Source organism: Curtobacterium salicis (genome assembly GCF_011759505.1).
GTDB lineage: Bacteria > Actinomycetota > Actinomycetes > Actinomycetales > Microbacteriaceae > Curtobacterium > Curtobacterium salicis.
In genome coordinates this window covers 336,711-357,751 of the sequence record NZ_JAAOYO010000004.1, presented here as the reverse complement: position 1 = coordinate 357,751, position 21,041 = coordinate 336,711, and the positions used below count along the sequence as shown (strand labels likewise).

16 protein-coding genes, 1 tRNA gene and 1 pseudogene are annotated in these 21,041 nt (G+C 71.1%); 11 read left to right on the top strand and 7 right to left on the bottom strand.

What is annotated here, in order from left to right; all coding sequences use genetic code 11:
• Window positions 1-54 precede the first annotated feature (54 nt).
• Both E9228_RS14035 and ptsP read right to left on the bottom strand, forming a co-directional pair.
• The gene (locus E9228_RS14035) at window positions 55-1,614 is read right to left on the bottom strand and encodes a PTS mannitol transporter subunit IIBC (protein WP_166781154.1); all 1,560 of its coding nucleotides are present in this window, start codon (window positions 1,612-1,614) and stop codon (window positions 55-57) included.
• Between the two features lie 69 nt (window positions 1,615-1,683).
• Window positions 1,684-3,339, bottom strand: coding sequence for a phosphoenolpyruvate--protein phosphotransferase (gene ptsP, locus E9228_RS14030; protein ID WP_166781153.1), 1,656 nt, complete (start codon window positions 3,337-3,339; stop codon window positions 1,684-1,686).
• 307 nt (window positions 3,340-3,646) lie between these two features.
• Between ptsP and E9228_RS14025 the strand changes: the two genes are divergently transcribed.
• The 9 genes and pseudogenes from E9228_RS14025 (at window position 3,647) to E9228_RS13985 (ending at window position 12,676) form a co-directional block, all read left to right on the top strand.
• Window positions 3,647-4,417: a DeoR/GlpR family DNA-binding transcription regulator gene (locus tag E9228_RS14025; protein ID WP_110902695.1), complete on the top strand. Its 771-nt coding sequence runs from the start codon at window positions 3,647-3,649 to the stop codon at window positions 4,415-4,417.
• A gap of 81 nt (window positions 4,418-4,498) precedes the next feature.
• Entirely contained in the window at window positions 4,499-4,771 is a 273-nt protein-coding gene (locus E9228_RS14020; protein WP_111074289.1) for an HPr family phosphocarrier protein, read from the top strand.
• A gap of 117 nt (window positions 4,772-4,888) precedes the next feature.
• Window positions 4,889-5,731, top strand: a complete 843-nt coding sequence (locus E9228_RS14015; protein ID WP_166781152.1) for an exodeoxyribonuclease III — start codon at window positions 4,889-4,891, stop codon at window positions 5,729-5,731.
• Between the two features lie 34 nt (window positions 5,732-5,765).
• Complete coding sequence (gene trpS, locus E9228_RS14010; RefSeq protein ID WP_166781151.1) at window positions 5,766-6,773, top strand: tryptophan--tRNA ligase; 1,008 nt, start codon at window positions 5,766-5,768, stop codon at window positions 6,771-6,773.
• 6 nt (window positions 6,774-6,779) lie between these two features.
• Entirely contained in the window at window positions 6,780-7,367 is a 588-nt protein-coding gene (locus E9228_RS14005; RefSeq protein WP_166781150.1) for a GNAT family N-acetyltransferase, read from the top strand.
• Between the two features lie 68 nt (window positions 7,368-7,435).
• Window positions 7,436-8,476, top strand: coding sequence for a bifunctional diaminohydroxyphosphoribosylaminopyrimidine deaminase/5-amino-6-(5-phosphoribosylamino)uracil reductase RibD (gene ribD / locus E9228_RS14000; protein ID WP_166781339.1), 1,041 nt, complete (start codon window positions 7,436-7,438; stop codon window positions 8,474-8,476).
• A pseudogene (gene ribA, locus E9228_RS13995) lies at window positions 8,464-9,129 on the top strand (GTP cyclohydrolase II); the annotation flags it as partial. The gene ribD and the pseudogene ribA, both read left to right, overlap by 13 nt.
• 210 nt (window positions 9,130-9,339) lie before the next feature.
• Window positions 9,340-10,743 (top strand): MFS transporter, encoded by a 1,404-nt coding sequence (locus E9228_RS13990; RefSeq protein ID WP_166781148.1) that lies wholly within the window; start codon window positions 9,340-9,342, stop codon window positions 10,741-10,743.
• A 91-nt stretch (window positions 10,744-10,834) separates the two neighbouring features.
• Window positions 10,835-12,676, top strand: coding sequence for an ABC transporter ATP-binding protein (locus E9228_RS13985; protein WP_166781147.1), 1,842 nt, complete (start codon window positions 10,835-10,837; stop codon window positions 12,674-12,676).
• 88 nt (window positions 12,677-12,764) lie between these two features.
• Here the strand turns inward: E9228_RS13985 and E9228_RS13980 are convergent, their stop codons facing one another.
• The 4 genes from E9228_RS13980 to E9228_RS13965 are packed head-to-tail and all read right to left on the bottom strand — an operon-like array spanning window position 12,765 to window position 17,458.
• Entirely contained in the window at window positions 12,765-14,285 is a 1,521-nt protein-coding gene (locus E9228_RS13980; protein ID WP_166781146.1) for an NAD-dependent succinate-semialdehyde dehydrogenase, read from the bottom strand.
• A complete protein-coding gene (locus E9228_RS13975; protein ID WP_166781145.1) occupies window positions 14,282-14,902 on the bottom strand; it encodes an isochorismatase family protein in 621 nt (206 codons plus the stop codon). The genes E9228_RS13980 and E9228_RS13975 overlap by 4 nt, the downstream gene beginning before the upstream one ends.
• Before the next feature lie 23 nt (window positions 14,903-14,925).
• A complete protein-coding gene (gene dacB / locus E9228_RS13970; RefSeq protein ID WP_166781144.1) occupies window positions 14,926-16,440 on the bottom strand; it encodes a D-alanyl-D-alanine carboxypeptidase/D-alanyl-D-alanine endopeptidase in 1,515 nt (504 codons plus the stop codon).
• A gap of 40 nt (window positions 16,441-16,480) precedes the next feature.
• On the bottom strand, window positions 16,481-17,458 hold the full coding sequence (locus tag E9228_RS13965; protein ID WP_166781143.1) for a Gfo/Idh/MocA family protein: 978 nt from the start codon (window positions 17,456-17,458) through the stop codon (window positions 16,481-16,483).
• 191 nt (window positions 17,459-17,649) lie between these two features.
• Between E9228_RS13965 and E9228_RS13960 the strand changes: the two genes are divergently transcribed.
• Window positions 17,650-19,356, top strand: coding sequence for a glycoside hydrolase family 13 protein (locus E9228_RS13960; RefSeq protein WP_166781142.1), 1,707 nt, complete (start codon window positions 17,650-17,652; stop codon window positions 19,354-19,356).
• 103 nt (window positions 19,357-19,459) lie between these two features.
• On the opposite strand, the gene E9228_RS13955 is transcribed toward E9228_RS13960, so the two are convergent.
• Window positions 19,460-19,532: transfer RNA gene (locus E9228_RS13955), tRNA-Thr, on the bottom strand.
• A 123-nt stretch (window positions 19,533-19,655) separates the two neighbouring features.
• Between E9228_RS13955 and E9228_RS13950 the strand changes: the two genes are divergently transcribed.
• Complete coding sequence (locus tag E9228_RS13950) at window positions 19,656-20,951, top strand: tyrosine-type recombinase/integrase (RefSeq protein ID WP_166781141.1); 1,296 nt, start codon at window positions 19,656-19,658, stop codon at window positions 20,949-20,951.
• Window positions 20,952-21,041: the final 90 nt, after the last annotated feature.

The window sequence follows — 21,041 nt, the reverse complement described above, 5'->3', positions numbered from 1 at the left end:
TGGACGGCGGAAGAGGGGACGGTCGCCCGTCCCCTCCCCCATCGTGCTCTTGTCTTACTGGTTCTTGAGCTGGTCGACGACCTGGTCGTACTGCGGAGCGTTCATGAAGTTGCCGACCGACACGTGCTGTGCGTTCGGGTTCTTCTGCTTCGCGCGGTCCGTGAGCTCCTCCTGGGTGATGATGAGGTCCTCGTCACCCGAGAGGTTCGCGATCGCCTTGTTGACGACCGTGACACCCTCGATACCAGCCTTCTTGATCTTGTTCCGCAGGACGCTCGCACCCATGGCGCTCGAGCCCATGCCGGCGTCGCAGGCGAAGACGACGTTCTCGACGCGCGTCGCCGTGGTGGTGCTGGCCGAACCGACGCCCCCGAGGGAGGCCTCGGCCTCTTCCTCGTTGGCCGGGGAGTTGTTGCCGAGCAGGCCCGAGGTCGCGGAGTTCACGTCGCGGCCCTTGTTCTGCTGGAGCTTCGCCATCGCGGCGCTCATGTCGCCACCGTTGCCGGAGGCCAGGTCACGCTTGCGGGTCGCGATGAGGAAGAACGACGCCACCGCGAAGGAGACGGCCGCCGACAGCACCACCGAGAGGATGACACCGAGGAAGCTGTCCTTCGCCGTTGCACCGAGCACCGCGAAGATCGATCCCGGCGAGGCCGGGGCGACGAGGCCGGAGTGGAAGGCGACGTTCGTCGCGACACCGGTCGCACCACCGAGGATGACGGCGATGAACAGGATCGGCTTCTGCAGCACGTACGGGAAGTAGATCTCGTGGATGCCGCCGAGGAACTGGATGATGATCGCGCCGGGAGCGGTCGAACGCGCGATACCGACACCGAAGAAGGTGAAGGCCAGCAGGATGCCGAGGCCGGGGCCGGGGTTCGCCTCGAGGAGGAACAGGATCGACTTGCCGGACTCCTGGACCTGCTGCGCACCGAGCTGGTCGAGCACGCCGTGGTTGATCGCGTTGTTGAGGAAGAACACCTTCGCGGGCTCGATGATGACGCTGGCGAGCGGGAGGAGCGAGTGCTGCACGAGGAAGTTCACGGCGTCGCCGAGGCCCTCGGCGATGAGCTTGAACAGCGGGGCGAGCCAGAAGAACCCGACCATCGCGAGTGCGAAGCCGAGGATGCCGGCCGCGTAGTTGTTGACGAGCATCTCGAAGCCGGGCTTGATCTTGCCGTCCCAGATCTTGTCGATCTGCTTGATGAGGTACGCACCGAGCGGACCACAGATCATGGCGCCGAGGATCATCGTGGTGCCGCTGGCCCCGACGATGACGCCCATGGTCATGATCGACCCGACGACCGCGCCGCGGGTCTCGTAGACCATCCGGCCACCCTGGATCGCGATCGCGAGCGGGATGAGGTAGGTCAGGATCGGACCGACGAGCCCGGGGTTGGCCACCCCGGCGGTCTCACCGAAGCCACCGAGGACGCCGACGGGCGTCCAACCGGTCTCGATGAAGAAGGCCGTGATGATGCCCCACGCGATGAAGATCGCGATGTTGGGCATGACCATGCCGGACAGGAACGTGCCGAACTTCTGGACGGCGACGCGAGCGCCACCCCGCGACTTGTCGCGGGTGTCTGGCGCTGCAACGGACGACGTTGTCATGTGCGTTGACTCTCTGTGTGGGGTGCTGCTGCAGGGATCGGGTGGGGTGCTGTGGGGCGTGGTGCGGGCTCAGACGGCGTGCACCGCGGCGGCAGCGGACTTGGCGGTCGCTGCCGTGCTCGCGGCGAGTGCTGCCTGGGCCATCTCGCGGGCCTCGTCGAGGGTGTGCTTGCCGAGTTCGGCACGCACGTCGGCGAGGGCCGCGGGGGTCATCGAGAGGGTGGTGGCGCCGAGGCCGACGAGGACGACGGCGAGCAGCGGGTCGGCCGCGGCCTCACCGCAGATGCCGACCGCCTTGCCGGCGTCCGCTCCGGCCGCGCCGAGCTGGGCGACGAGGCGGAGGACAGCGGGGTGCCAGGGGTCCTGGTAGTGCGCGACGGTGCCGAGCATGCGGTCGGCGGCCATCGTGTACTGGGTCAGGTCGTTCGTGCCGATGGACACGAAGTCGGCGGAGCGCAGGACCTGCTCGGCCATCAGCGCCAGGGACGGCACCTCGGCCATCACGCCGGCGGTGCGGATCCCGAGTTCGCGGGCGAGGTCGACGAAGTACTCGGTCTCCTCGGCGTCGGCGACCATCGGGGCCATCACCCAGAGGTCGGCCTCGGTCGCGGCGTCGGCCTGGGCGAGCGCGGTGAGCTGGTCGCGGAGGACCTGCTCGTGGTTCCGGAGCGCGCGGAGTCCGCGACGGCCGAGCGCCGGGTTCTCCTCGTCCTTGTCGGTGAGGAAGGGCAGGGGCTTGTCGGCGCCGGCGTCCAGCGCCCGCACGACGACCTTCTTGCCGGGGAAGGCGGCGAGCAGCTGCTCGTACGACGCCTGCTGCGACGCGACGGTCGGGGCGGTGGGCGAGTCGAGGAACAGGAACTCGGTCCGGAACAGTCCGACGCCCTCGGCCCCGAGGTCGACGGCGGCCTGGGCGTCGGCCGGGCTGCCGAGGTTCGCGAGCAGCGGCACGACGTGCCCGTCGGCCAGGGCACCTGCGGTCAGCGGTGCGGCGGCTGCGGCACGGCGGTCGGCGATGCGCTGTTCGACGTCGGCGACGAGCTCGTCGCTCGGCTCGGTGACGACGGTGCCGGCACCGGCGTCGACGACCACGTGCTGGCCTTCGGCGAGGTCGTCCGCACCGGTGACGCCGACGATCGCGGTGATGCCCTTGGCGCGGGCGAGGATCGCGGTGTGCGAGGTCGGTCCGCCGTCACGGGTGACGAGGGCCAGAACCTTGTCGAGGTCGAGCAGTGCGGTGTCGGCCGGCGCGAGGTCGCGGGCGACGAGCACGAAGGGGGTCTCCGACTCGGGGACGCCCGGAGCCGGGACGCCGCGGAGCTTCGCGACGATGCGCTGGGCGACGTCGTCGAGGTCGGCGGCACGCTCCCCCATGTAGCCGCCCATGCCGACGAGCAGGTCGCGGAACTGGGCGAACGCCTCGTGCACGGCGCGCTCGGCGTTGGTGCCGCCGTCGATCCGGGCGTGCACGTCGTCGAGGAGGGTCGGGTCCTGGGCCATCAGCGCCTGGGCCTCGAGCACGGCCTGGGCGTCACCGCCGGCGAGCTGTCCGCGCTTGTTGAGGTCCTCGGCGACCGCGGCGAGCGCGGTGTGCACGGCCTGCTTGGCGTCGTCGGCCGAGCCTTCGAGCGGTGCGCTCGAGGGGGCTCCCAGCGGGTCCGCCATCCGGAGCACGGGGCCGTGGGCAACGCCGCGGCCGACGCCGGTTCCGAGCAGATCGGACATGGGGAGACTCCTTCATCTCACGCGCAGCAGCGGTGGGTGGTTCGGGGGCGGTGCTGTGTCCGGCGCGTGCTGCGACCGGACGGCTCTCGAGCACCATACATCGCGTCGCGTTGACAAACAAACACATCCGGGGATAAAAATGCAGAAACAGATGCCCGTTTGCGTTTGCCGTCCAGGACCGCGGCGGGCTTCCCGGTCGGATCGTGCCCGAGCATGTCCGTTCCGCTCCACATGCCCGTCGCCGACCGGACGCACAGCCCGGACGCACAGCCCGACCCGAGCGACCCGCTCGACCAGATGAGGCCCGATGTACGCACCAGAACGCCACCAGCGCATCGTCGAACAGGCGCGCGCCCACGGACGGGTCGACGTCAAGGACCTCGCCGAACTGCTCGCCGTCACGCCGGAGACCATCCGCCGTGACCTGACGAGCCTGGAGCGCCGGGGCCTCGTCCGTCGTGCCCACGGCGGCGCCATCCCGGTCGAACGGATCACCCTGCACCCGGGCGTCGGCGACCGCGGCGGCATCAACCAGACCGAGAAGATGGTGATCGCCGAAGCGGCCCTCGCCGAGCTGCCGGAGAACGGCTCGGTGATGATCGACGCCGGCACCTCGACGATCTGCCTGGCCGAGATGCTGCCGACCGACCGTGGCCTCACCGTCGTCACGCACTCGCTGCCGGTGGCGATGGCCGTGGCGAACCGCCCGGGCATCGACCTGCACCTGCTCGGCGGCAACATCCGGAGCGACTCGCTCGCGGGCGTCGGCACCTGGACCCACCAGCTCATCGGCATGGTGAGCGTCGACGTCGCCTTCGTCAGCATCAACGGGATCACCCCGGAGCGTGGGCTGACGACGCACAACATGGCCGAGGCCGCCGTGAAGAGCGCCATGATCAAGTCCGCGCGCCGGAGCATCCTGCTCGCCGACCACACCAAGTTCGGCCGCGAGGAGTTCGGCCGCGTCGCCCCGCTCGCCGCGATCGACACGATCATCACCGACCCGGGTGTCAACCTGGACCTGGTGCGCGAGGTCGAGGCCGCCGGCACCGAGGTCTTCTGGCCCGGACGCGACTGAACCACTGATCCGCAGAACCGCAGAACCACCCGACAGGCGCTCGCTACCATGAGCGCACCACCCATCGACAGGAGTCCATCGATGTCCGAAGCCACCCGCACCGTCACCGTCGCCAGCGCATCCGGCCTGCACGCACGACCCGCGTCGCTGTTCGTCCAGACCGTCACCGCGTCCGGCCACCAGGTCACCATCGCCAAGGGCGAGAAGTCGGCCAACGCCGGCAGCATCCTCGGCCTCCTCGGCCTCGGCGTCGAGAACGGCGACCAGGTCACGCTGACGGTGTCCGGCGACGACGCCGAGACCACCGCGGACAGCCTGGTCGACTTCCTGCAGACGGACCACGACGCGGCCTGATCGCGCAGGTCGCGTCCTGCACGCGACCACCCTCCGGACGGGAGGCCCGGTGCCAGCTGGCACCGGGCCTCCCGTCCGTCGTCCGGGCCGTCGGACGCCGCCGATAAGCTGGTCGGCATGACACGCCTGCGCCTCGCGACCGTCAACGTCAACGGCATCCGTGCCGCGTTCCGGAAGGGGATGGGCGACTGGCTCGCCGACCGCGACGTCGACGTGCTCGCCCTGCAAGAGGTCCGTGCCTCGACCGAGGACCTGACCGGTCTGCTCGGCGACGAGTGGGACGTCGTGCACGACCCCGCGTCGGCGAAGGGCCGCGCCGGGGTGGCAATCGCCTCCCGCCACCGGGCGCACCTGCACCGTGTCGAGCTCGGCGCCGAGGACTTCGACTCCGCCGGCCGCTGGATCGAGGCCGACTACGAGATCGGCGGACGCACCGTCACGGTCGTCTCCACGTACGTGCACTCGGGCGAGGTCGACACCCCGAAGCAGGACGAGAAGTGGAAGTTCCTCGACGCCATGACCGAGCGACTGCCCGCCCTCCGCGCGCACAACCCGCTCGCCGTGGTGGTCGGTGACCTCAACGTCGGACACGACCAGCGCGACATCAAGAACTGGAAGGGCAACGTCAAGCGTGCGGGCTTCCTGCCGCGCGAGCGTGCCTACTTCAGCCGCTTCTTCGGCGCCGACGGCGAACCGGTCGAGGCCGCCGACGGCAGCACCGGACCCGGTCTCGGCTGGGTCGACGTCGGCCGAGCGCAGGCCGGCGACGTCGACGGACCGTACACGTGGTGGTCCTGGCGCGGGCAGGCCTTCGACAACGACTCCGGCTGGCGCATCGACTACCAGGTCGCGACGCCGGAGCTCGCCGCGACGGTGACCTCGTACACGGTCGACCGTGCAGCCGCCTACGACCAGCGATGGTCCGACCACGCCCCCGTGGTCGTCGACTACGAACTCTGATCCCCCACTCGCTCACGAGCACCAGGACTCCCGCATGACCAGCACGCGCATCTTCTCCGGTATCCAGCCGTCGGCCGGGTCCCTCCACCTCGGCAACTACATCGGCGCGCTGATGCAGTGGCGCGACCTGCAGGACGACCACGACGCGATCTACTGCGTGGTCGACATGCACGCGATCACCTCCCCGCAGGACCCCGCCGAGCTCCGAGCCAGCACGCGTGCCACGGCGGCGCAGTACATCGCGTCCGGCATCGACCCGTCGCGGTCGACGCTGTTCGTGCAGTCGCACGTCCCCGCGCACGCCGAGCTCGCCTGGGTGCTGAACACCCTGACCGGCTTCGGTGAGGCCAGCCGGATGACCCAGTTCAAGGACAAGTCCGCGCGTCAGGGCGCCGAGGCCGCCTCGGTCGGGCTCTTCACGTACCCGGTCCTGATGGCCGCCGACATCCTGCTCTACGACACGGCGGTCGTCCCCGTCGGCGACGACCAGCGCCAGCACGTCGAACTCACGCGCGACCTCGCCGGCCGCTTCAACTCGCGGTTCGGCGACACGTTCGTCGTGCCGGAGGCACGGATCGGTGCCGAGACAGCGCGCATCTACGACCTGCAGGACCCCACGAGCAAGATGAGCAAGTCGGCGGCGTCCGACAGTGGCCTCATCCGCCTGCTCGACGACCCGAAGCGCACGGCCAAGAAGATCCGGTCGGCCGTCACCGACACCGAGCGGGAGATCCGCGCCGACCGGGCCGCCAAGCCCGGCGTCACGAACCTCCTGGCGATCCTCTCGGCATTCACGCGCACGCCGGTCGCCGAGCTCGAGGCCTCGTTCGTCGGCAAGGGCTACGGCGACCTCAAGGGCGAGGTGGCCGACGCGGTCGTCGCCGAGCTCGAACCGGTGCGCGCCCGCACGCTGGAGCTCCTCGACGACCCGGCCGAGCTCGACCGCCTGCTCGCGGTCGGGGCCGACCGGGCCGAGTCGATCGCCCAGGCCACGCTCGCCCGCGTGTACGACGCGATCGGCTTCGTGCCGCGCGCTCGCTGACCGACCGTGCTCCCCGTCACCCTCGAGTCGGCTCGGGTCCGGCTCGACATGCCGACCCGGGCCGACACGACGGCGATCACCGAGGCCTGCCAGGACCCGGAGATCGCCCGCTGGACGACGATCCCCCAGCCCTACCGGACGCAGGACGCACAGGGCTTCGTCGACGCGCTCGTCGGCCCCGGGTGGGCCTCGGACCGCGAGTACACCTGGGCGATCCGTCGGCAGGGATCGACCTGGCTCGACGGTGTGATCAGCTACCGGACCGCCCGCCGGGACCTCGGGTTCTGGCTGGCGCCGGCCGCCCGTGGGACGGGGCTCGTGTCCGAGGCCGTCGGGCTCGTCGTCGACTGGGCGTTCGCGCAGGGCGCCCCGGACGTGTACTGGGAGTGCTACGTCGGCAACACCGCGTCGGCCGCGGTCGCCCGTCGTGCCGGCTTCACCTACACCGGCAGCGGCGACGCCCTCGTGCCGAACCGCGACGGCTCACCGGCCCCGGCGTGGAAGGCCCTGCGGCGCGCGGACGGGACGCCCGCGTCCGACCTGCCCTGGCCTCCCGGATCGACGTCGGGGACCGCCGGTAGTCTCGCTCCGTGAGCCACACCGCACCCGACACGACCCCGGAGCCGCACGGCCTGCCCGCCAGCGACGTCGAGGTCCGCGCGATGCGCCGGGCCCTCGAACTCGCGGCCCGGGGCCCGGCCGTCGGCGACCACGCCCGGGTCGGCGCCGTCGTGCTCTCCCCCGACGGCGACGTCCTCGGCGAGGGCTGGCACCGCGGTGCGGGCACCCCACACGCCGAGGTCGACGCGATGCGGAAGGTCGACCCGGCGCGACTCCGCGGAGCGACCGCGGTGGTCACCCTCGAACCGTGCGACCACGTCGGGCGGACCGGGCCGTGCTCCGTCGCCCTCATCGAGGCCGGCGTCGCGCGGGTCGTGTACGCCGTCGACGACCCCGGTCCCGCCGCCCACGGTGGCGCCGAACGCTTGCGCGCCACCGGGGTCCAGGTCGTGTCGGGCGTGCTCGCCGACCAGGCCGAGGCGTTCCTCGAACGGTGGCTGCTCTCCGTCCGACTCGGACGCCCGTGGGTGACCGTGAAGTGGGCGGCCAGCCTCGACGGTCGAGCGGCAGCGGCCGACGGCACGAGCCAGTGGATCACCGGCGCAGCCGCCCGGCAGCACGTGCACGAGCAGCGCGCCGCACACGACGCGGTCCTCGTCGGCACCGGGACGGCCCTCGCCGACGACCCGAGCCTGACCGCGCGTGGCGACGCCGGTGAGTTCCTCGCCGACCAGCCGCTGCCGGTCGTCCTCGGCGACCGCGCCCTGCCGGCGGACGCGGCCCTGCACCGACACCCCCGTGGCGTCGTCACCATCCCCGGGCACGACCTCGACGCGGCCCTCCGGTCGCTCCGCGCGCGCGGGGTGCACAGCGTCCTCGTCGAGGGCGGACCGACCGTCGCGTCGGCGTTCATCGCCGCCGGACTCGCCGACGAACTGCTCGTCTACCTGGCCCCGGTCCTGCTCGGCGGCCCCCGCGTCGCGCTCGGCGACATCGGGGTGGGAAGTATCCACGCTGCGCGGATGTTGCGTGTACTGTCAACGTCCAGCCTCGGCCCCGACCTGCTGGTCCGCGCCCGCACGGTCCCGCAGCGGCCCGACGGCGTGGTCGACGGGGCCCCCACCGACCGGAGCACCACATGACCGACGCACTGACCTCCGCCACCCCGGGGAGCCCGGTCTCGTTCGAGGTGTCCACGAACGTCCCCACCACCCACGGCCTGTTCGAGATGCGTGCCTACCGGGACCTCGTGACGAGCGCGGAGCACGTCGCCGTGATCGCGAAGACGCCCGACGGCCAGGCGCCCTCGGACGGCGCGCTCGTCCGCGTGCACTCGGAGTGCCTGACCGGTGAGGCCTTCGGGTCGCTGAAGTGCGAGTGCGGCCCGCAGCTCGACGCAGCACTCGACACGATCGCCGCCGAGGGCGGGGTCGTCGTGTACCTGCGGGGTCACGAGGGTCGCGGCATCGGCCTGATCAACAAGCTCAAGGCCTACCGCCTGCAAGAGGACGGTCTCGACACGCTCGACGCGAACCTGGCGCTGGGGCTGCCCGCCGACTCCCGTGAGTACGGCGGCGCCGCCGGCATCCTCGCCGACCTCGGCATCACGCGCGTGCGACTGCTCTCGAACAACCCCGAGAAGCGCCGGCAGCTCATCGAGCACGGCATCACGGTGGACTCGCTCGTGCCGCTCGTCGTCGGCGTCTCCGCGCAGAACGCCGGGTACCTCGACACCAAGCGCGACCGCATGGGGCACACCCTGCCGTCGCACCTCGGCACCGGCGCGAGCAACTGACCGACCGGGCGGACTGACGGGCAGCTCGGGGCCGATTCGCAGCTTCCCGACATCCGTCGTACACTGAGGACCCCGTCACGAGCGGGACCACCACCTCCGAACGCACCCGATCCGGTGTCCGCGCCACCCCGCGCGAACCGCATCGTCAGTCCGCCGTCCGGTCCCGCAGCGCTCCTCGAACGCGCGCGCACCTCGAAGGTCCTCCCACGCATGTCCGCCGCACCGGCCACCACGACGCCCGCTCCGAAGACGAACCCGCGCTCGCGCGTCGTCATCGCCAGCCTCGTCGGCACCTCCATCGAGTTCTACGACTTCTACGTCTACGCGACCGCAGCCGTCCTCGTCTTCCCCACGCTCTTCTTCCCGAACGAGGACCCGACGGCATCGCAGCTGTCCTCGTTCGTCACGTTCGCGCTGGCGTTCTTCGCCCGGCCGGTCGGGTCGGTCCTGTTCGGCCACTTCGGTGACCGTGTCGGCCGGAAGACCACCCTCGTCGCCTCCCTGCTCGTGATGGGCACCGCGACGTTCCTCATCGGCTGCCTGCCGACCTTCGGTTCGGTCGGGGTCCTCGCACCCGTGCTCCTCGCCGTGCTCCGCTTCGCCCAGGGCGTCGGCCTCGGTGGCGAGTGGTCCGGCGCGGCCCTGCTCGCGACCGAGAACGCCCCCGAGGGCAAGCGCGGCGTGTTCGGCTCGATGCCGCAGCTCGGCGCCCCGATCGGCTTCCTGCTCGCCAACGGCCTGTTCATCATCATCAACGCCGCACTGCCCGCCGGCGCCGACGGCACCCCGAACGCGGACTTCCAGGCGTGGGGCTGGCGCATCCCGTTCCTGGTGTCCTCGGTCCTCGTCCTCATCGGCCTCTACGTGCGCTTCCGCCTGGTCGAGTCCACGGTGTTCCGCGGCGTCCAGGAGTCCGGTTCGGTCGCGAAGGTCCCGCTGGGCCGCGTGTTCCGCACCTCGTGGCGCGCGATCATCGTCGGCACGTTCGGCATGGTCGCCACCTACGTGCTCTTCTACTTCATGACGACCTTCACGTTGAACTACGGCACCGCGGGCGACACCGCCTCGAAGCTCGTCCCGAAGATCGGCCTCGGCTACTCCCGCGGTGAGTTCCTGTCGCTGCTCATGATCGGCGTCGTGTTCTTCGGCATCTGCACCCCGATCGCCGGTCTGCTCGCCGACCGGTTCGGACGTCGTCGCACGCTCATCCCGACGACCATCGGCATCGCGCTCTTCGGCCTGACGTTCCAGTTCTGGTTCGCGGCCGCGCACGGTCCGATCACGGTGGTGACCTTCCTCATCGTCGGGCTGTCGCTGATGGGGCTCACCTTCGGTCCGATGGGTGCGCTGCTGCCGGAGCTGTTCCCGACGAACGTCCGCTACACCGGCTCTGCCCTGGCCTACAACGTCGCGTCGATCCTGGGGGCGTCGCTCGCGCCGACGATCGCCCTCAAGCTGTGGCAGCCGGACGGGAACATCTTCCTCGTCGGGCTGTACCTGACCATCGCGGCGGTCGTCACGCTCGTCGCGCTGTTCCTCGTCCGCGAGACCCGCGGGAGCGACCTCGCGGACGCCACCGACGACCAGCCGGCCGCGGAACGCGTCGCCCCGTAACGGGGCACCTGACGGACGGGAGGCTCCCCCACGGACCGGTGGGGAGCCTCCCGTCCGTCTGTCGGTCCCGCGGTGAGAGAATCGACGCACGATGAGCAACCCGTTCGCACGCCCGAAGAAGACCGACGGGCCCCGCGCCACCTTCGGCCGCCTGCTGTCCTACCTGTTCGAGAACAAGCCGGCGATGGTCGTCATCATCGTGCTGAGCATCCTCGGGGCCGGCGCGTCCCTGGCGCAGCCCCTGCTCGTCAACCAGGTCGTGACCGCCGTCCAGCAGGGCACCGGCATGTCCACGCTCGTGTGGGCGCTCGTCGTCCTCGTGCTCGTCGCCGGCGTCCTCAACGGCGTCCAGCACTTCCTGCTGCAGCGGGCCGGCGAGGGCGTCGTGCTCTCCACCCGACGCAAGCTCATCGCGCGGATCCTCAACCTGCCGATCTCGGAGTTCGACGTCCGACGGACCGGTGACCTGGTGTCCCGCGTCGGCAGCGACACCACCCTCCTCCGGGCGGTCCTGACGCAGGGGCTCATCGAGTCCATCGGCGGCGCGCTCACCTTCACCGGTGCCGTGATCGCGATGGCGATCATCGACCCGCTGCTGCTCGTCGTGGTCATCGTCATCGTCATCGTCGCGGTGGTCGTCGTCGGTGGCCTCAGCCGGCGCATCCGGGTCGCCTCGAAGGCCGCGCAGGAGAAGGTCGGCGACCTCACCGCCGCCGTCGAGCGCGGCATCGGCGCCGTCCGCACCATCCGTGCCGCCGGGGCCACCGCACGAGAGGTCACCGAGGTCGACCAGCACGCGACCGAGGCCTACCAGCGTGGCCTCGTCATCGCCCGGATGTCCGCGTTCGTCGTGCCGGTCGCGAGCATCGTCATGCAGGTCGCGTTCATCGCCGTGCTCGGCATCGGTGGTGCGCAGGTCGCGGCTGGGACGATCACCATCGCCACCCTCATCACGTTCATCCTGCTGCTCTTCATGATGATCATGCCGCTCGGTCAGGCCCTCGGCGCAGTCGTCGCCGTGGCGCAGGCGCTCGGCGCGCTCGGTCGTATCGAAGAGGTCCTGCACCTGCCGACCGAGGACCAGGACGACGACGCGGTCCGACCGGCGGCTGCCATCGCCACCGACGACGCCATCACGTTCGAGCACGTCACCTTCCGGTACGCGGCGTCGTCGGACGCCGTGGGCACGGACGGTGCGGCCGGTGCCGGGGCGGTCGGTGCGGACGCCCCGACCGTCGGCACCGGTGACGACCAGGTCGTCCTGCAGGACGTGTCGTTCAGCGTCCCGCGCGGCGCCCGAGTGGCCCTGGTCGGTCCGTCCGGTGCCGGCAAGTCGACCACGCTGGCGCTCATCGAACGGTTCTACGACCCGACCGACGGCGTCATCCGGCTCGGGGGGCTGGACGTCCGCGGGCTCGACCGCGGCGAACTCCGCGCACAGATCGGGTACGTCGAACAGGACGCGCCGGTGCTCGCCGGCACGATCCGCGCGAACCTGCTGCTCGGCTCGCCCGACGCGTCCGAGTCGGAGTGCGTCCGGGTGCTCGAGGCCGTGAACCTCGGCGACGTGCTGCACCGCGACCCCCGCGGCCTCGACGCGCAGGTCGGTGAGGACGGCGTGATGCTCTCCGGTGGTGAACGCCAGCGCCTGGCCATCGCCAGGGCCCTGCTCGCCGCTCCCCCGATCCTCCTGCTCGACGAGTCGACGTCCTCGCTCGACGGCGTCAACGAGCAGAAGATGCGTCTGGCGATCGACGCGGTCGCCGAGGACCGCACACTGCTCGTCATCGCCCACCGTCTGTCCACCGTGGTCGACTCCGACGTGATCGTCGTGCTCGAGCACGGTCGGGTCGTCGGCGTCGGCACGCACTCCGAGCTCGTCCAGAGCACGCCCCTCTACCGCGACCTGGCGAAGCACCAGCTCCTGGTCTGAGGTCCTCCCCCGCAAAACGCAACGTGGGCGGTTCCTCGCAGCGGTACTCCGTTGCGTGGTGCCGCCCACGTTGCGTTTTGCGGGAGGGTCAGGCGGCGAAGGGGTCCGGGGTCAGCACGTAGACCGTCTCGAGGTACTCCTCGAGACCCTCGTGAGAGCCCTCTCGTCCCAGACCGGAGGCCTTGACACCGCCGAACGGGAACGCCGCGTTCGACACGACGCCCGTGTTCCAGCCGAGCATGCCCGTCTCCAGCCGCTCCGCCAACCGCTGCCCACGGCGCATGTCCTCGGTGAACGCGTAGGCGACGAGGCCGTACTCGGTGTCGTTGGCGAGCCGGATGCCCTCTTCCTCGGTCGCGAAGCGCGTGATCGAGACGACCGGACCGAAGATCTCGGTGGTCAGGATGTCCGAACCGGGCTGCACGTCGTCCAGCAGCGTCGGCGCGTAGAAGGTGCCCTCACGGTCGACCCGCTGGCCACCGGACACCAGCCGGGCACCGCGCGCGACGGCGTCGTCCACGAGCCCGGCGGCCTTGTCGACTGCACGGGAGTCGATGAGCGGCCCGATGTCCGTGCCGTCCTCGGTGCCGCGACCGATGCGCAGCGCGTCGATCCGCTCGGACAGGGCCGCCGTGAAGGCGTCGGCGATGCCCTCCTGCACGAAGAAGCGGTTCGCCGCCGTGCAGGCCTCGCCGACGTTGCGGAACTTCGCCTGCATCGCCGCGTCCACCGCGAGGTCGAGGTCGGCGTCGTCGAACACCAGGAGCGGGGCGTTCCCCCCGAGTTCCATGCTCGTCTTCAGCACGTTGTCCGCCGCCTGCTTGAGCAGCGCCGAACCGACCGGGGTCGAACCCGTGAAGGTCAGCTTGCGGAGGCGGCGGTCCGCGATCACCGGCGCGGACAGCGCCTTCGCGTCGGAGGCCGGCACCACGTTGAGCACACCGTCCGGCAGCCCAGCCTGGCGGAACAGCTCCACCAGGTACAGCGTGGTCAGCGGGGTGAGGTCGGCGGGCTTCAGGACCACGGTGCAGCCGGCGGCCAGGGCGGGCGCGATCTTCCGGGTCGCCATCGCGAGCGGGAAGTTCCACGGCGTGATCGCGTACACCGGGCCCACCGGGCGCTTGAGGACGATGCCCCGGCCGGTGCCCTCGGGATTCGTCCGGTAGTCACCGCCGATCCGGACGGCCTCCTCCGAGAACCACCGGAGGAACTCGGCGCCGTACACGACCTCACCGCGGGACTCCGCCAGCGGCTTGCCCATCTCGAGCGTCATGACCGCGGCGATGTCGTCCGCGTGCTCGTGCACGAGGTCGAAGGTCCGCCGGAGCAGGTCCGAGCGACGGCGGGGCGCGGTCGCTGCCCAGTCGTCCTGCGCGGCGACGGCGGCGTCGAGTGCGGCGATGCCGTCCTCCGGCGTGGCGTCCGCGACACTCGCGAGCACCGCACCCGTGGAGGGGTCGCGGACGTCGAAGGTCGCGCCACCGCTCGCGGGACGCCAGGCGCCGCCGATGAACAGGCCGGTGGGGACGTCGGCGACGGTGACGTGCGCATCACCGACCGTGGTGGTCGTGCTGGTGGTGGTCGTGCTGGTGGTGGTCTGGTCGGTCACAGGACCGCTCCTCCCGGGCGCTGACGCCCCTCGTCCATGTCGCTGCGCCCGGTGTGCCCGCCTTCGTCGCGGACCTCCTCGAGCGCAGCCTCGCTGCTGGTCTGGTCGATGCCCACCACGAGGTCCTCGTACACGAAGACATCGAGCCCCGCGTGCACCCCGTCGAGCGCGGACGCCCGGACGCAGTGGTCCGTGGCGATCCCGACGATGTCGACGGCGTGCACCTCGCGGTCGAAGAAGACGTCGACGAGGTCCGCGCCCGCGTCGGTCGTGCCCTCGAACGCCGAGTACGCCGGCTCACCCTGCCCCTTGCGGACGTGGACGTCGACGAAGGACAGGTCGAGCGCCGGGTGGTACTCGGCACCGGGCGTGCCGGCGACGCAGTGCGCCGGCCAGGTCGTTCGGAAGTCCGGTCCGTCGGGACCGGCGAAGTGTCCGCCGTTGTCCCCGGTGGCGTCGTGCCAGTCGCGGGAGGCGACGACGACGTCGTACTCGTCGGCATGCCGACGGAGGAACGCGGTGATCCGCTCGGCGAGTGCCGCTCCCCCGTCGACCGCGAGCGCGCCGCCCTCGGTGAAGTCGTTCTGGACGTCGGTGATGAGCAGTGCCCTGGCCATGCCCCCATCCAACACCCGCCGGGTCAGGAGCCGGTGAGCGAGCCTCCGCACCGGTAGACGGCCGCCGTGACGGCGTCGAGGGCCGGGAGCGCCGCGGCGCGCGGCGACCCGATGGCGTAGAACGCGAACGTCAGCTTCGTGCCGTCGGCGGCGTCGATGTAGCCGCCGAGGGTGTTCGCACTGTCGATCCACCCGGTCTTCGCGTGCACCTTGCCGCGGGCGTCGGCGTTCGCCCCCGTGAACCGGCTGGAGAGGGTGCCGGACACCCCGGCGACCGGCAGCACCTGCGCGAGCGTGCCGAGGCCCTTGTCGCCCCGCGTCACCGGGACCATGAGGTGCGCCACGAACGCCGGTGACACCGCGTTCGACGCGCTCTCGCCGGAACCGTCGACGATGCGGATGCCCGACGGATCGACGCCGTATCCGCGGAGGGCGCTGCTGTAGACGCTCGTCAGCGAGGCCGCGGTGCCACCGGCCCCGGACTCCTTCGACGAGACCCGCGCGAGCATCTCGGCCAGGGTGTTGTCCGAATTGGGGATCATCTGCCCGATCAGCGTCGACACCGGCTGCGACTGCACCTGCGCGATCGTGTCCTGCGAGGTGGTCGCACGCTGCGTGACCTGCGCGGTCGACGCCCCGACGACGCCCGCGTTCGCGAGGGCCGTCCGGAAGGCGTCCCCGGCACGACCGATCGGGTCCTCGGACCGTGGGGAGGTCGCCGCCGCCGGGTTCGCCCGGTCCCCGTCGACCATCAGCGCGGTGACGTTCGGCTGGTAGCCGATGGTCCGCTCGCTGACGGGCCAGGTCGGGTCCCAGGCGTCCGCCGCACTCCACCAGGTGCCGTCGGCGACGATCGTCGTGACCGGCGTGTCGCCGAGTCGGGCCTTCACCTGCTGCGCGAGCTGCGGCAGGGTCGGCGCCCCCGGGTAGACCGTGCCGTTGCCGGCCGAGAGGGTCGCGTCGCCGTGTCCGACGAGCGCGATCGTGCCGCCACCCTCGTCCGTGACCGTCGTCGGGATCGTGTGCCCGGCACCGAGGACGGCCAGAGCGGTCGCACTCGTCAGGGTCTTCATGACGCTGCCGGTCTGGGCGGGCGTGCCGCCGTCGCGGGAGAACAGTTCCTCGCCGGTGGCCGCGTTCATCACGTACCCCTCGAACCGGCCGAGGCCGCTCGCCGACGCAGCGCCGGCGACGGAGCAGGTCCGCGCCGCAGCGTCCGCGGTCGGTGTCGGTGTCGGCGTCGGGGTGGGCGTCCGCTCGGCCCTCGCCGTCGGCGTCGGCGTGGCGGTGGCCGTCGGGGACGACGTCGGTGTCCGGGTGGCGAGGGGCGTCCGGGAGGCGCTGGCCGAGCCCGTCGCGCTCGGCTGGTCTGCGGTCGCGGCGTTCACCGCCACCACGCCGCCGGAGGCGACGGCGAGGACGACGACGAGCCCGCCGACCCCCCACGGCACGGGCCTCCGGCGGACGGAGGCGCGCAGGGCAGCCACGGAACGGTGGACGGGGCCGCCGGTGGGCGGCTGGGGTGACTGCTCGGACATCCAGGCGATCCTACGAGACGCGGGTCCGAGCCTCCAGACCTCAGTCGGCCGCGTACCGGACGCCGACCTGCCGTCGGGCCTCGTCCATCACGTCCATGACGGCGACGGTGTGGTCGATGTGCGTCGTGCTGTCCGCGGGGACGCCGGCGGAGATCGCCGCCTCGAACCCCCGTGCCTCGTGGTTGTAGCCGGCGAGTTCCTCTCGCCCGTCGAACTCCTCCACCACGGTGCCGTCGGCGGCTCGGATGCGCCAGGTCGTCGGCGTGCACCACGTCGGATCGAGGTCGATGCGGCCCTCGGTGCCGATGATGGACGCGCTGTTCGGGCTGCGGAGGTCGAGGGCGAAGTGCACGGTCGACTGCGCACCACCCGGGTGCGTCAACACGATCCCCATCTGCGTGTCGACGCCCTGGTCGCTCAGGGTGCCGGAGGCCGCGATCGCGGTCGGGACGCCGAGGACGTCCACCGCGAAGGACACCGGGTACACACCGAGGTCGAGCAACGCACCACCGCCGAGGGCCGGGTCGTTGAGACGGTGGCGGGGGTCGGTCGGCAGCGCCTGGTGGTGCGTCGCCTGGACCAGCCGAGGCGTGCCGATGCGGCCCTCGGCGAGGACGCGTCGGATCATCGCGGTCTGCGGCAGGAAGCGGGTCCACATCGCCTCCATCACGAGGACACCGCGGTCGCGCGCAGCATCACGGACGCGGCGCGCCTCGGCTGCCGTGATCGTGAAGGCCTTCTCGACCAGGACGTGCTTGCCCGCCGCGATCGCGAGCAGGGCGTCCTCGGCGTGACGGGAGTGCGGGGTCGCGACGTACACCGCGTCCACCCCGTCATCGGCCACCAGGGCCGCGTAGTCCCCGTGTGCACGAGGGATGTCGTGTTCGTCGGCGAAGGCCCGCGCGGACTCGTCCGTCCGCGAGCCGACGGCGCTGAACACCACCCCCGCGGCACTGCAGTCGCGGACGAAGGACCGGGCGATGCCGCCGGTCCCGAGTACTCCCCATCGGATGGCCATGCCCCGTGTCTACCAGCCGCGTCCGTCCGGGACGCGACCGGATCGGGCCCCTGTGGACGATCCCGTCCGTCCACAGCTCGTCCCGTGCACCGGTCGCCAGGGCAGGAGGCGTACCGTGCGGGTCACCAGTCGGCGGACCGGAGGCTCGACACGCGACGGATGTCGAGCCTCCCGTCCCGACACTGCTGGGCATGCGCGCCGGGGGCGCGCACCCGACGCGAGGAGGCGCCGTGACCGGACCGGAACCGTGGTGGACGGGAGCCGTCGTCTACCAGGTGTACCAGCGCAGCTTCGCCGACGGGAACGGGGACGGCATCGGTGACCTCGCGGGCCTCCGGCAGCACCTCGACCACATCGCCGACCTCGGCGTCGACGTCGTCTGGCTGTCGCCGGTGTACCGGTCGCCCCAGGCCGACAACGGTTACGACATCGCCGACTACGAGGACATCGACCCGCTGTTCGGCACGATCGACGAGTTCGACGCCCTGCTGGTCGAGGTGCACCAGCGCGGCATGAAGCTCGTCATGGACCTGGTCGTCAACCACTCCAGCGACCAGCACCCCTGGTTCCGCGCCGCGCTGCAGTCCCGCACCTGCCCCAAGCACGACTGGTACATCTGGCGCGAACCGGTCGACGGCCACGAACCGAACGGGTGGCGCGCAGCGTTCGGTGGGCCGGCCTGGTCCTGGCACCCCGGCACCGGTCAGTACTACCTGCACATGTTCACGCCCCAGCAGCCGGACCTGAACTGGGACAACCCGGACCTCCGCGCCGCGGTGTACGACATGATGAACCGCTGGCTGGACCGCGGTGTCGACGGCTTCCGGATGGACGTCATCAACCACATCGCCAAGGACGGCGACGCCCTCTCCGGCGACAGCGACGCGTACGTCATGCAACCGCGCATCCACGACCACCTGCAGGAGATGCACGAGCGTGTGTTCGCCGGCCGGGAGGCCCTGCTCACCGTCGGCGAGATGCCCGGCGTCACCGTCGAGGACGCGCAGCTCTTCACCGACCCGGAACGACACGAACTCGACATGGTGTTCCAGTTCGAGCACGTCGGACTCGACCACGCCCCGTCGTCCAAGTTCACCCGCAGCGCGACCGACCTGCCGACGCTCAAGCACTCACTGGCACGGTGGCAGACCGGGCTCGAGGACCGCGGGTGGAACTCGCTGTACCTGTCGAACCACGACCAGCCGCGGCCGGTGTCCCGGTTCGGGGCCGGGGCGTGGGACCCCTTCGCCTTCCGGTACGAGTCCGCCACGCTCCTCGCCACCGTGCTGCACCTGCACCGCGGTACCCCGTACGTGTACCAGGGCGACGAGATCGGCATGGTCAACGCCGGCTTCACCAGCATCGACGAGTACCGGGACATCGAGTCCCTGAACTGGTTCCGCGGTGCCGTCGGCCGCGGCATGTCCGAGTCCGAGGCGCTCGAGGCCCTCGCCTTCCGCAGCCGCGACAACGCCCGGACGCCGATCCCCTGGGACGACAGCGGACCCGCCGGCGGGTTCTCCACCGCCGGACCCTGGATCGGGATGGGGCAGGGCTGGCCACGGATCACGGTCGCGGGCGACCGGGCCGCGGGCGACCGGTCGGTGTACGAGCACCACCGGCGGCTCATCGAGCTGCGACACCGCTCCCGCACCGTGCGGCTCGGGACGTTCACGCTCCTGGAGGCCGAGCACCCGACACTCTGGGCGTTCACGCGGGAGTCGGCCGACGCGGACGAGTCACCGCTCGTCGTCGTCGCGAACCTGTCGTCGTCGGACCTCGAGCTGCCGGACACGGTCGGGAAACGCGTCGGGGCGTTCGTGCTGGGGAACCTCGGCGAGGCGCCGGTCGCCGGAGTGCTGCGTCCATGGGAGGCGCGTGTCCACGAGTGCCGGTGAGGGGCCTCCCGGGCGGAGCCGGCGTGGTCCGCGCCCGGTTGCTCGTCCGTCGTGTCACCGAACGCAGAACCCCCTCGTTCCGACAGGAACGAGGGGGTTTCGGAGCCGCCTGTCGGAATCGAACCGACGACCTATTCATTACGAGTGAATAGGAGCAGTAGACTGGGCTCTGCGGCGCGCGCCGTGGGAGCGCCCTACTTCCCCGGAAAGACGGGGATCGGGCTACCATCGGACGCGCCAACCGCAAACATATGGTTGCGGTTGAGTGTGTGTACTGATGTGTGTACCAGGAGGATGCAGTGCCGAGGAAGCGGGATTCGGGGGACGGGGCGCTCTACGCGATCCGTGGGGGCAAGCTCTGGCGGGCAGTAATCGACGACGGCTTCCACCCAGACGGCCGCCGTCGGCAACGGGTTGTCACGTCGAAGACGAAGGAGGGCGCTCGCCGCAAGCTCGACGCGATCAAGGATCAGATCAAGCAGCACGGCACCGCTCTCGACACGAAGACCGTCGTGGAGCAGTGGGCGACGCACTGGCTCGAGACTGTCGGCAAGCCGAACCTCAAGCCGAACACGCTGCTGTCCTACGAGTCCGTGACGCGGAACTGGATCGTCCCCACCATCGGCGCGAAGAAAGTCGCGTTCCTCAAGCCCTCTGACGTCCGGATCATGACGAAGGCCGTGGCCGACGCCGGACGGTCCTCATCGACGTCGCGGAAGGCGTTCCAGGTGCTGTCCCTCATGCTCGAGTCCGCCCGGGTCGAGGGGATCGCGGCGCGGAACGTCTGCGAGGACGTCGACGCGCCCGCACAGGCCGCATCAAACCGTGGCGCGCTGAGCACCGAGGCGGCGCTGAGCGTGCTGCAGGTCGCTGCCGAGCACGACGACGGCACGCGGTGGTGGGTTGCCCTGCTCGGCGGCCTCCGCCAGGGCGAGCGCCTCGGCGCGCGGCTCGCCTCACTGGACCTCGACTCCGAGACACCCACGCTCGGCGTCGAGTGGGCGCTGTCCGAGGTGCCCTTCGAGCACGGCTGCGGGGAGGACACCGACGGCGGGTGGAAGTGCGGGAAGAACCGCGCCGGCTCCTGCAGCGCTCGCCGCCTCCGCATCCCAGACGGATTCGAGTACGAGCAGCTCAACGGCCGCCTCTGCCTGATCCGACCAAAGTCCGGGAAGCCGCGCTACGTGCCGCTCATGCCGGCGCTCGCCGAAGCCCTCCGCCGGTACCTGGTCAGCACAGCCGGTCGCCCCAACCCCTACGGTCTCGTCTGGCGGAAGCCGAACGGCGAGCCGTACCTGTGGGGCGAGGACGAGCAGACCTGGCGGGACCTTCTGTTCGAGGCCGGGGTGATCGCCGAAGAGCACCTCGCGCCCGGGTCGCCGGTGCCGACGACCCACTGGGCACGTCACACGACCGCGACCGTCCTCATGGAACTCGGCGTCGACGCGAAGATCATCGGCGAGATCGTGGGCCACCAGTCCGAGGCCGTCACCCGTCGATACCAGCACGTCTCCTCGACCGCGGCTCGCGACGCGATGACGAAGCTTGGTTCTCATTTCTCCCTTGACCGGGACGAGGCACCTACTGTGACCTGATTCGAGGACGCACCCAGCGTTGGCTCTCCCAGACGACGTCGTGCATACTCAACGTATGTGTGTGTGGTGGGGACGCGCGTGGTAGCCCGC

What these genes read in the sequence shown, in the direction of transcription:
- E9228_RS14025 (WP_110902695.1), top strand. Translation starts at nt 3,647, where the DNA reads ATGTACGCACCAGAACGCCACCAGCGCATCGTCGAACAGGCGCGCGCC.
- ptsP (WP_166781153.1), bottom strand. Translation starts at nt 3,339, where the DNA reads ATGTCCGATCTGCTCGGAACCGGCGTCGGCCGCGGCGTTGCCCACGGC.
- E9228_RS14020 (WP_111074289.1), top strand. Translation starts at nt 4,499, where the DNA reads ATGTCCGAAGCCACCCGCACCGTCACCGTCGCCAGCGCATCCGGCCTG.
- E9228_RS13965 (WP_166781143.1), bottom strand. Translation starts at nt 17,458, where the DNA reads ATGGCCATCCGATGGGGAGTACTCGGGACCGGCGGCATCGCCCGGTCC.
- dacB (WP_166781144.1), bottom strand. Translation starts at nt 16,440, where the DNA reads ATGTCCGAGCAGTCACCCCAGCCGCCCACCGGCGGCCCCGTCCACCGT.
- E9228_RS13960 (WP_166781142.1), top strand. Translation starts at nt 17,650, where the DNA reads ATGCGCGCCGGGGGCGCGCACCCGACGCGAGGAGGCGCCGTGACCGGA.
- E9228_RS13985 (WP_166781147.1), top strand. Translation starts at nt 10,835, where the DNA reads ATGAGCAACCCGTTCGCACGCCCGAAGAAGACCGACGGGCCCCGCGCC.
- E9228_RS13975 (WP_166781145.1), bottom strand. Translation starts at nt 14,902, where the DNA reads ATGGCCAGGGCACTGCTCATCACCGACGTCCAGAACGACTTCACCGAG.
- E9228_RS14035 (WP_166781154.1), bottom strand. Translation starts at nt 1,614, where the DNA reads ATGACAACGTCGTCCGTTGCAGCGCCAGACACCCGCGACAAGTCGCGG.
- trpS (WP_166781151.1), top strand. Translation starts at nt 5,766, where the DNA reads ATGACCAGCACGCGCATCTTCTCCGGTATCCAGCCGTCGGCCGGGTCC.
- E9228_RS14015 (WP_166781152.1), top strand. Translation starts at nt 4,889, where the DNA reads ATGACACGCCTGCGCCTCGCGACCGTCAACGTCAACGGCATCCGTGCC.
- E9228_RS13990 (WP_166781148.1), top strand. Translation starts at nt 9,340, where the DNA reads ATGTCCGCCGCACCGGCCACCACGACGCCCGCTCCGAAGACGAACCCG.
- ribD (WP_166781339.1), top strand. Translation starts at nt 7,436, where the DNA reads ATGCGCCGGGCCCTCGAACTCGCGGCCCGGGGCCCGGCCGTCGGCGAC.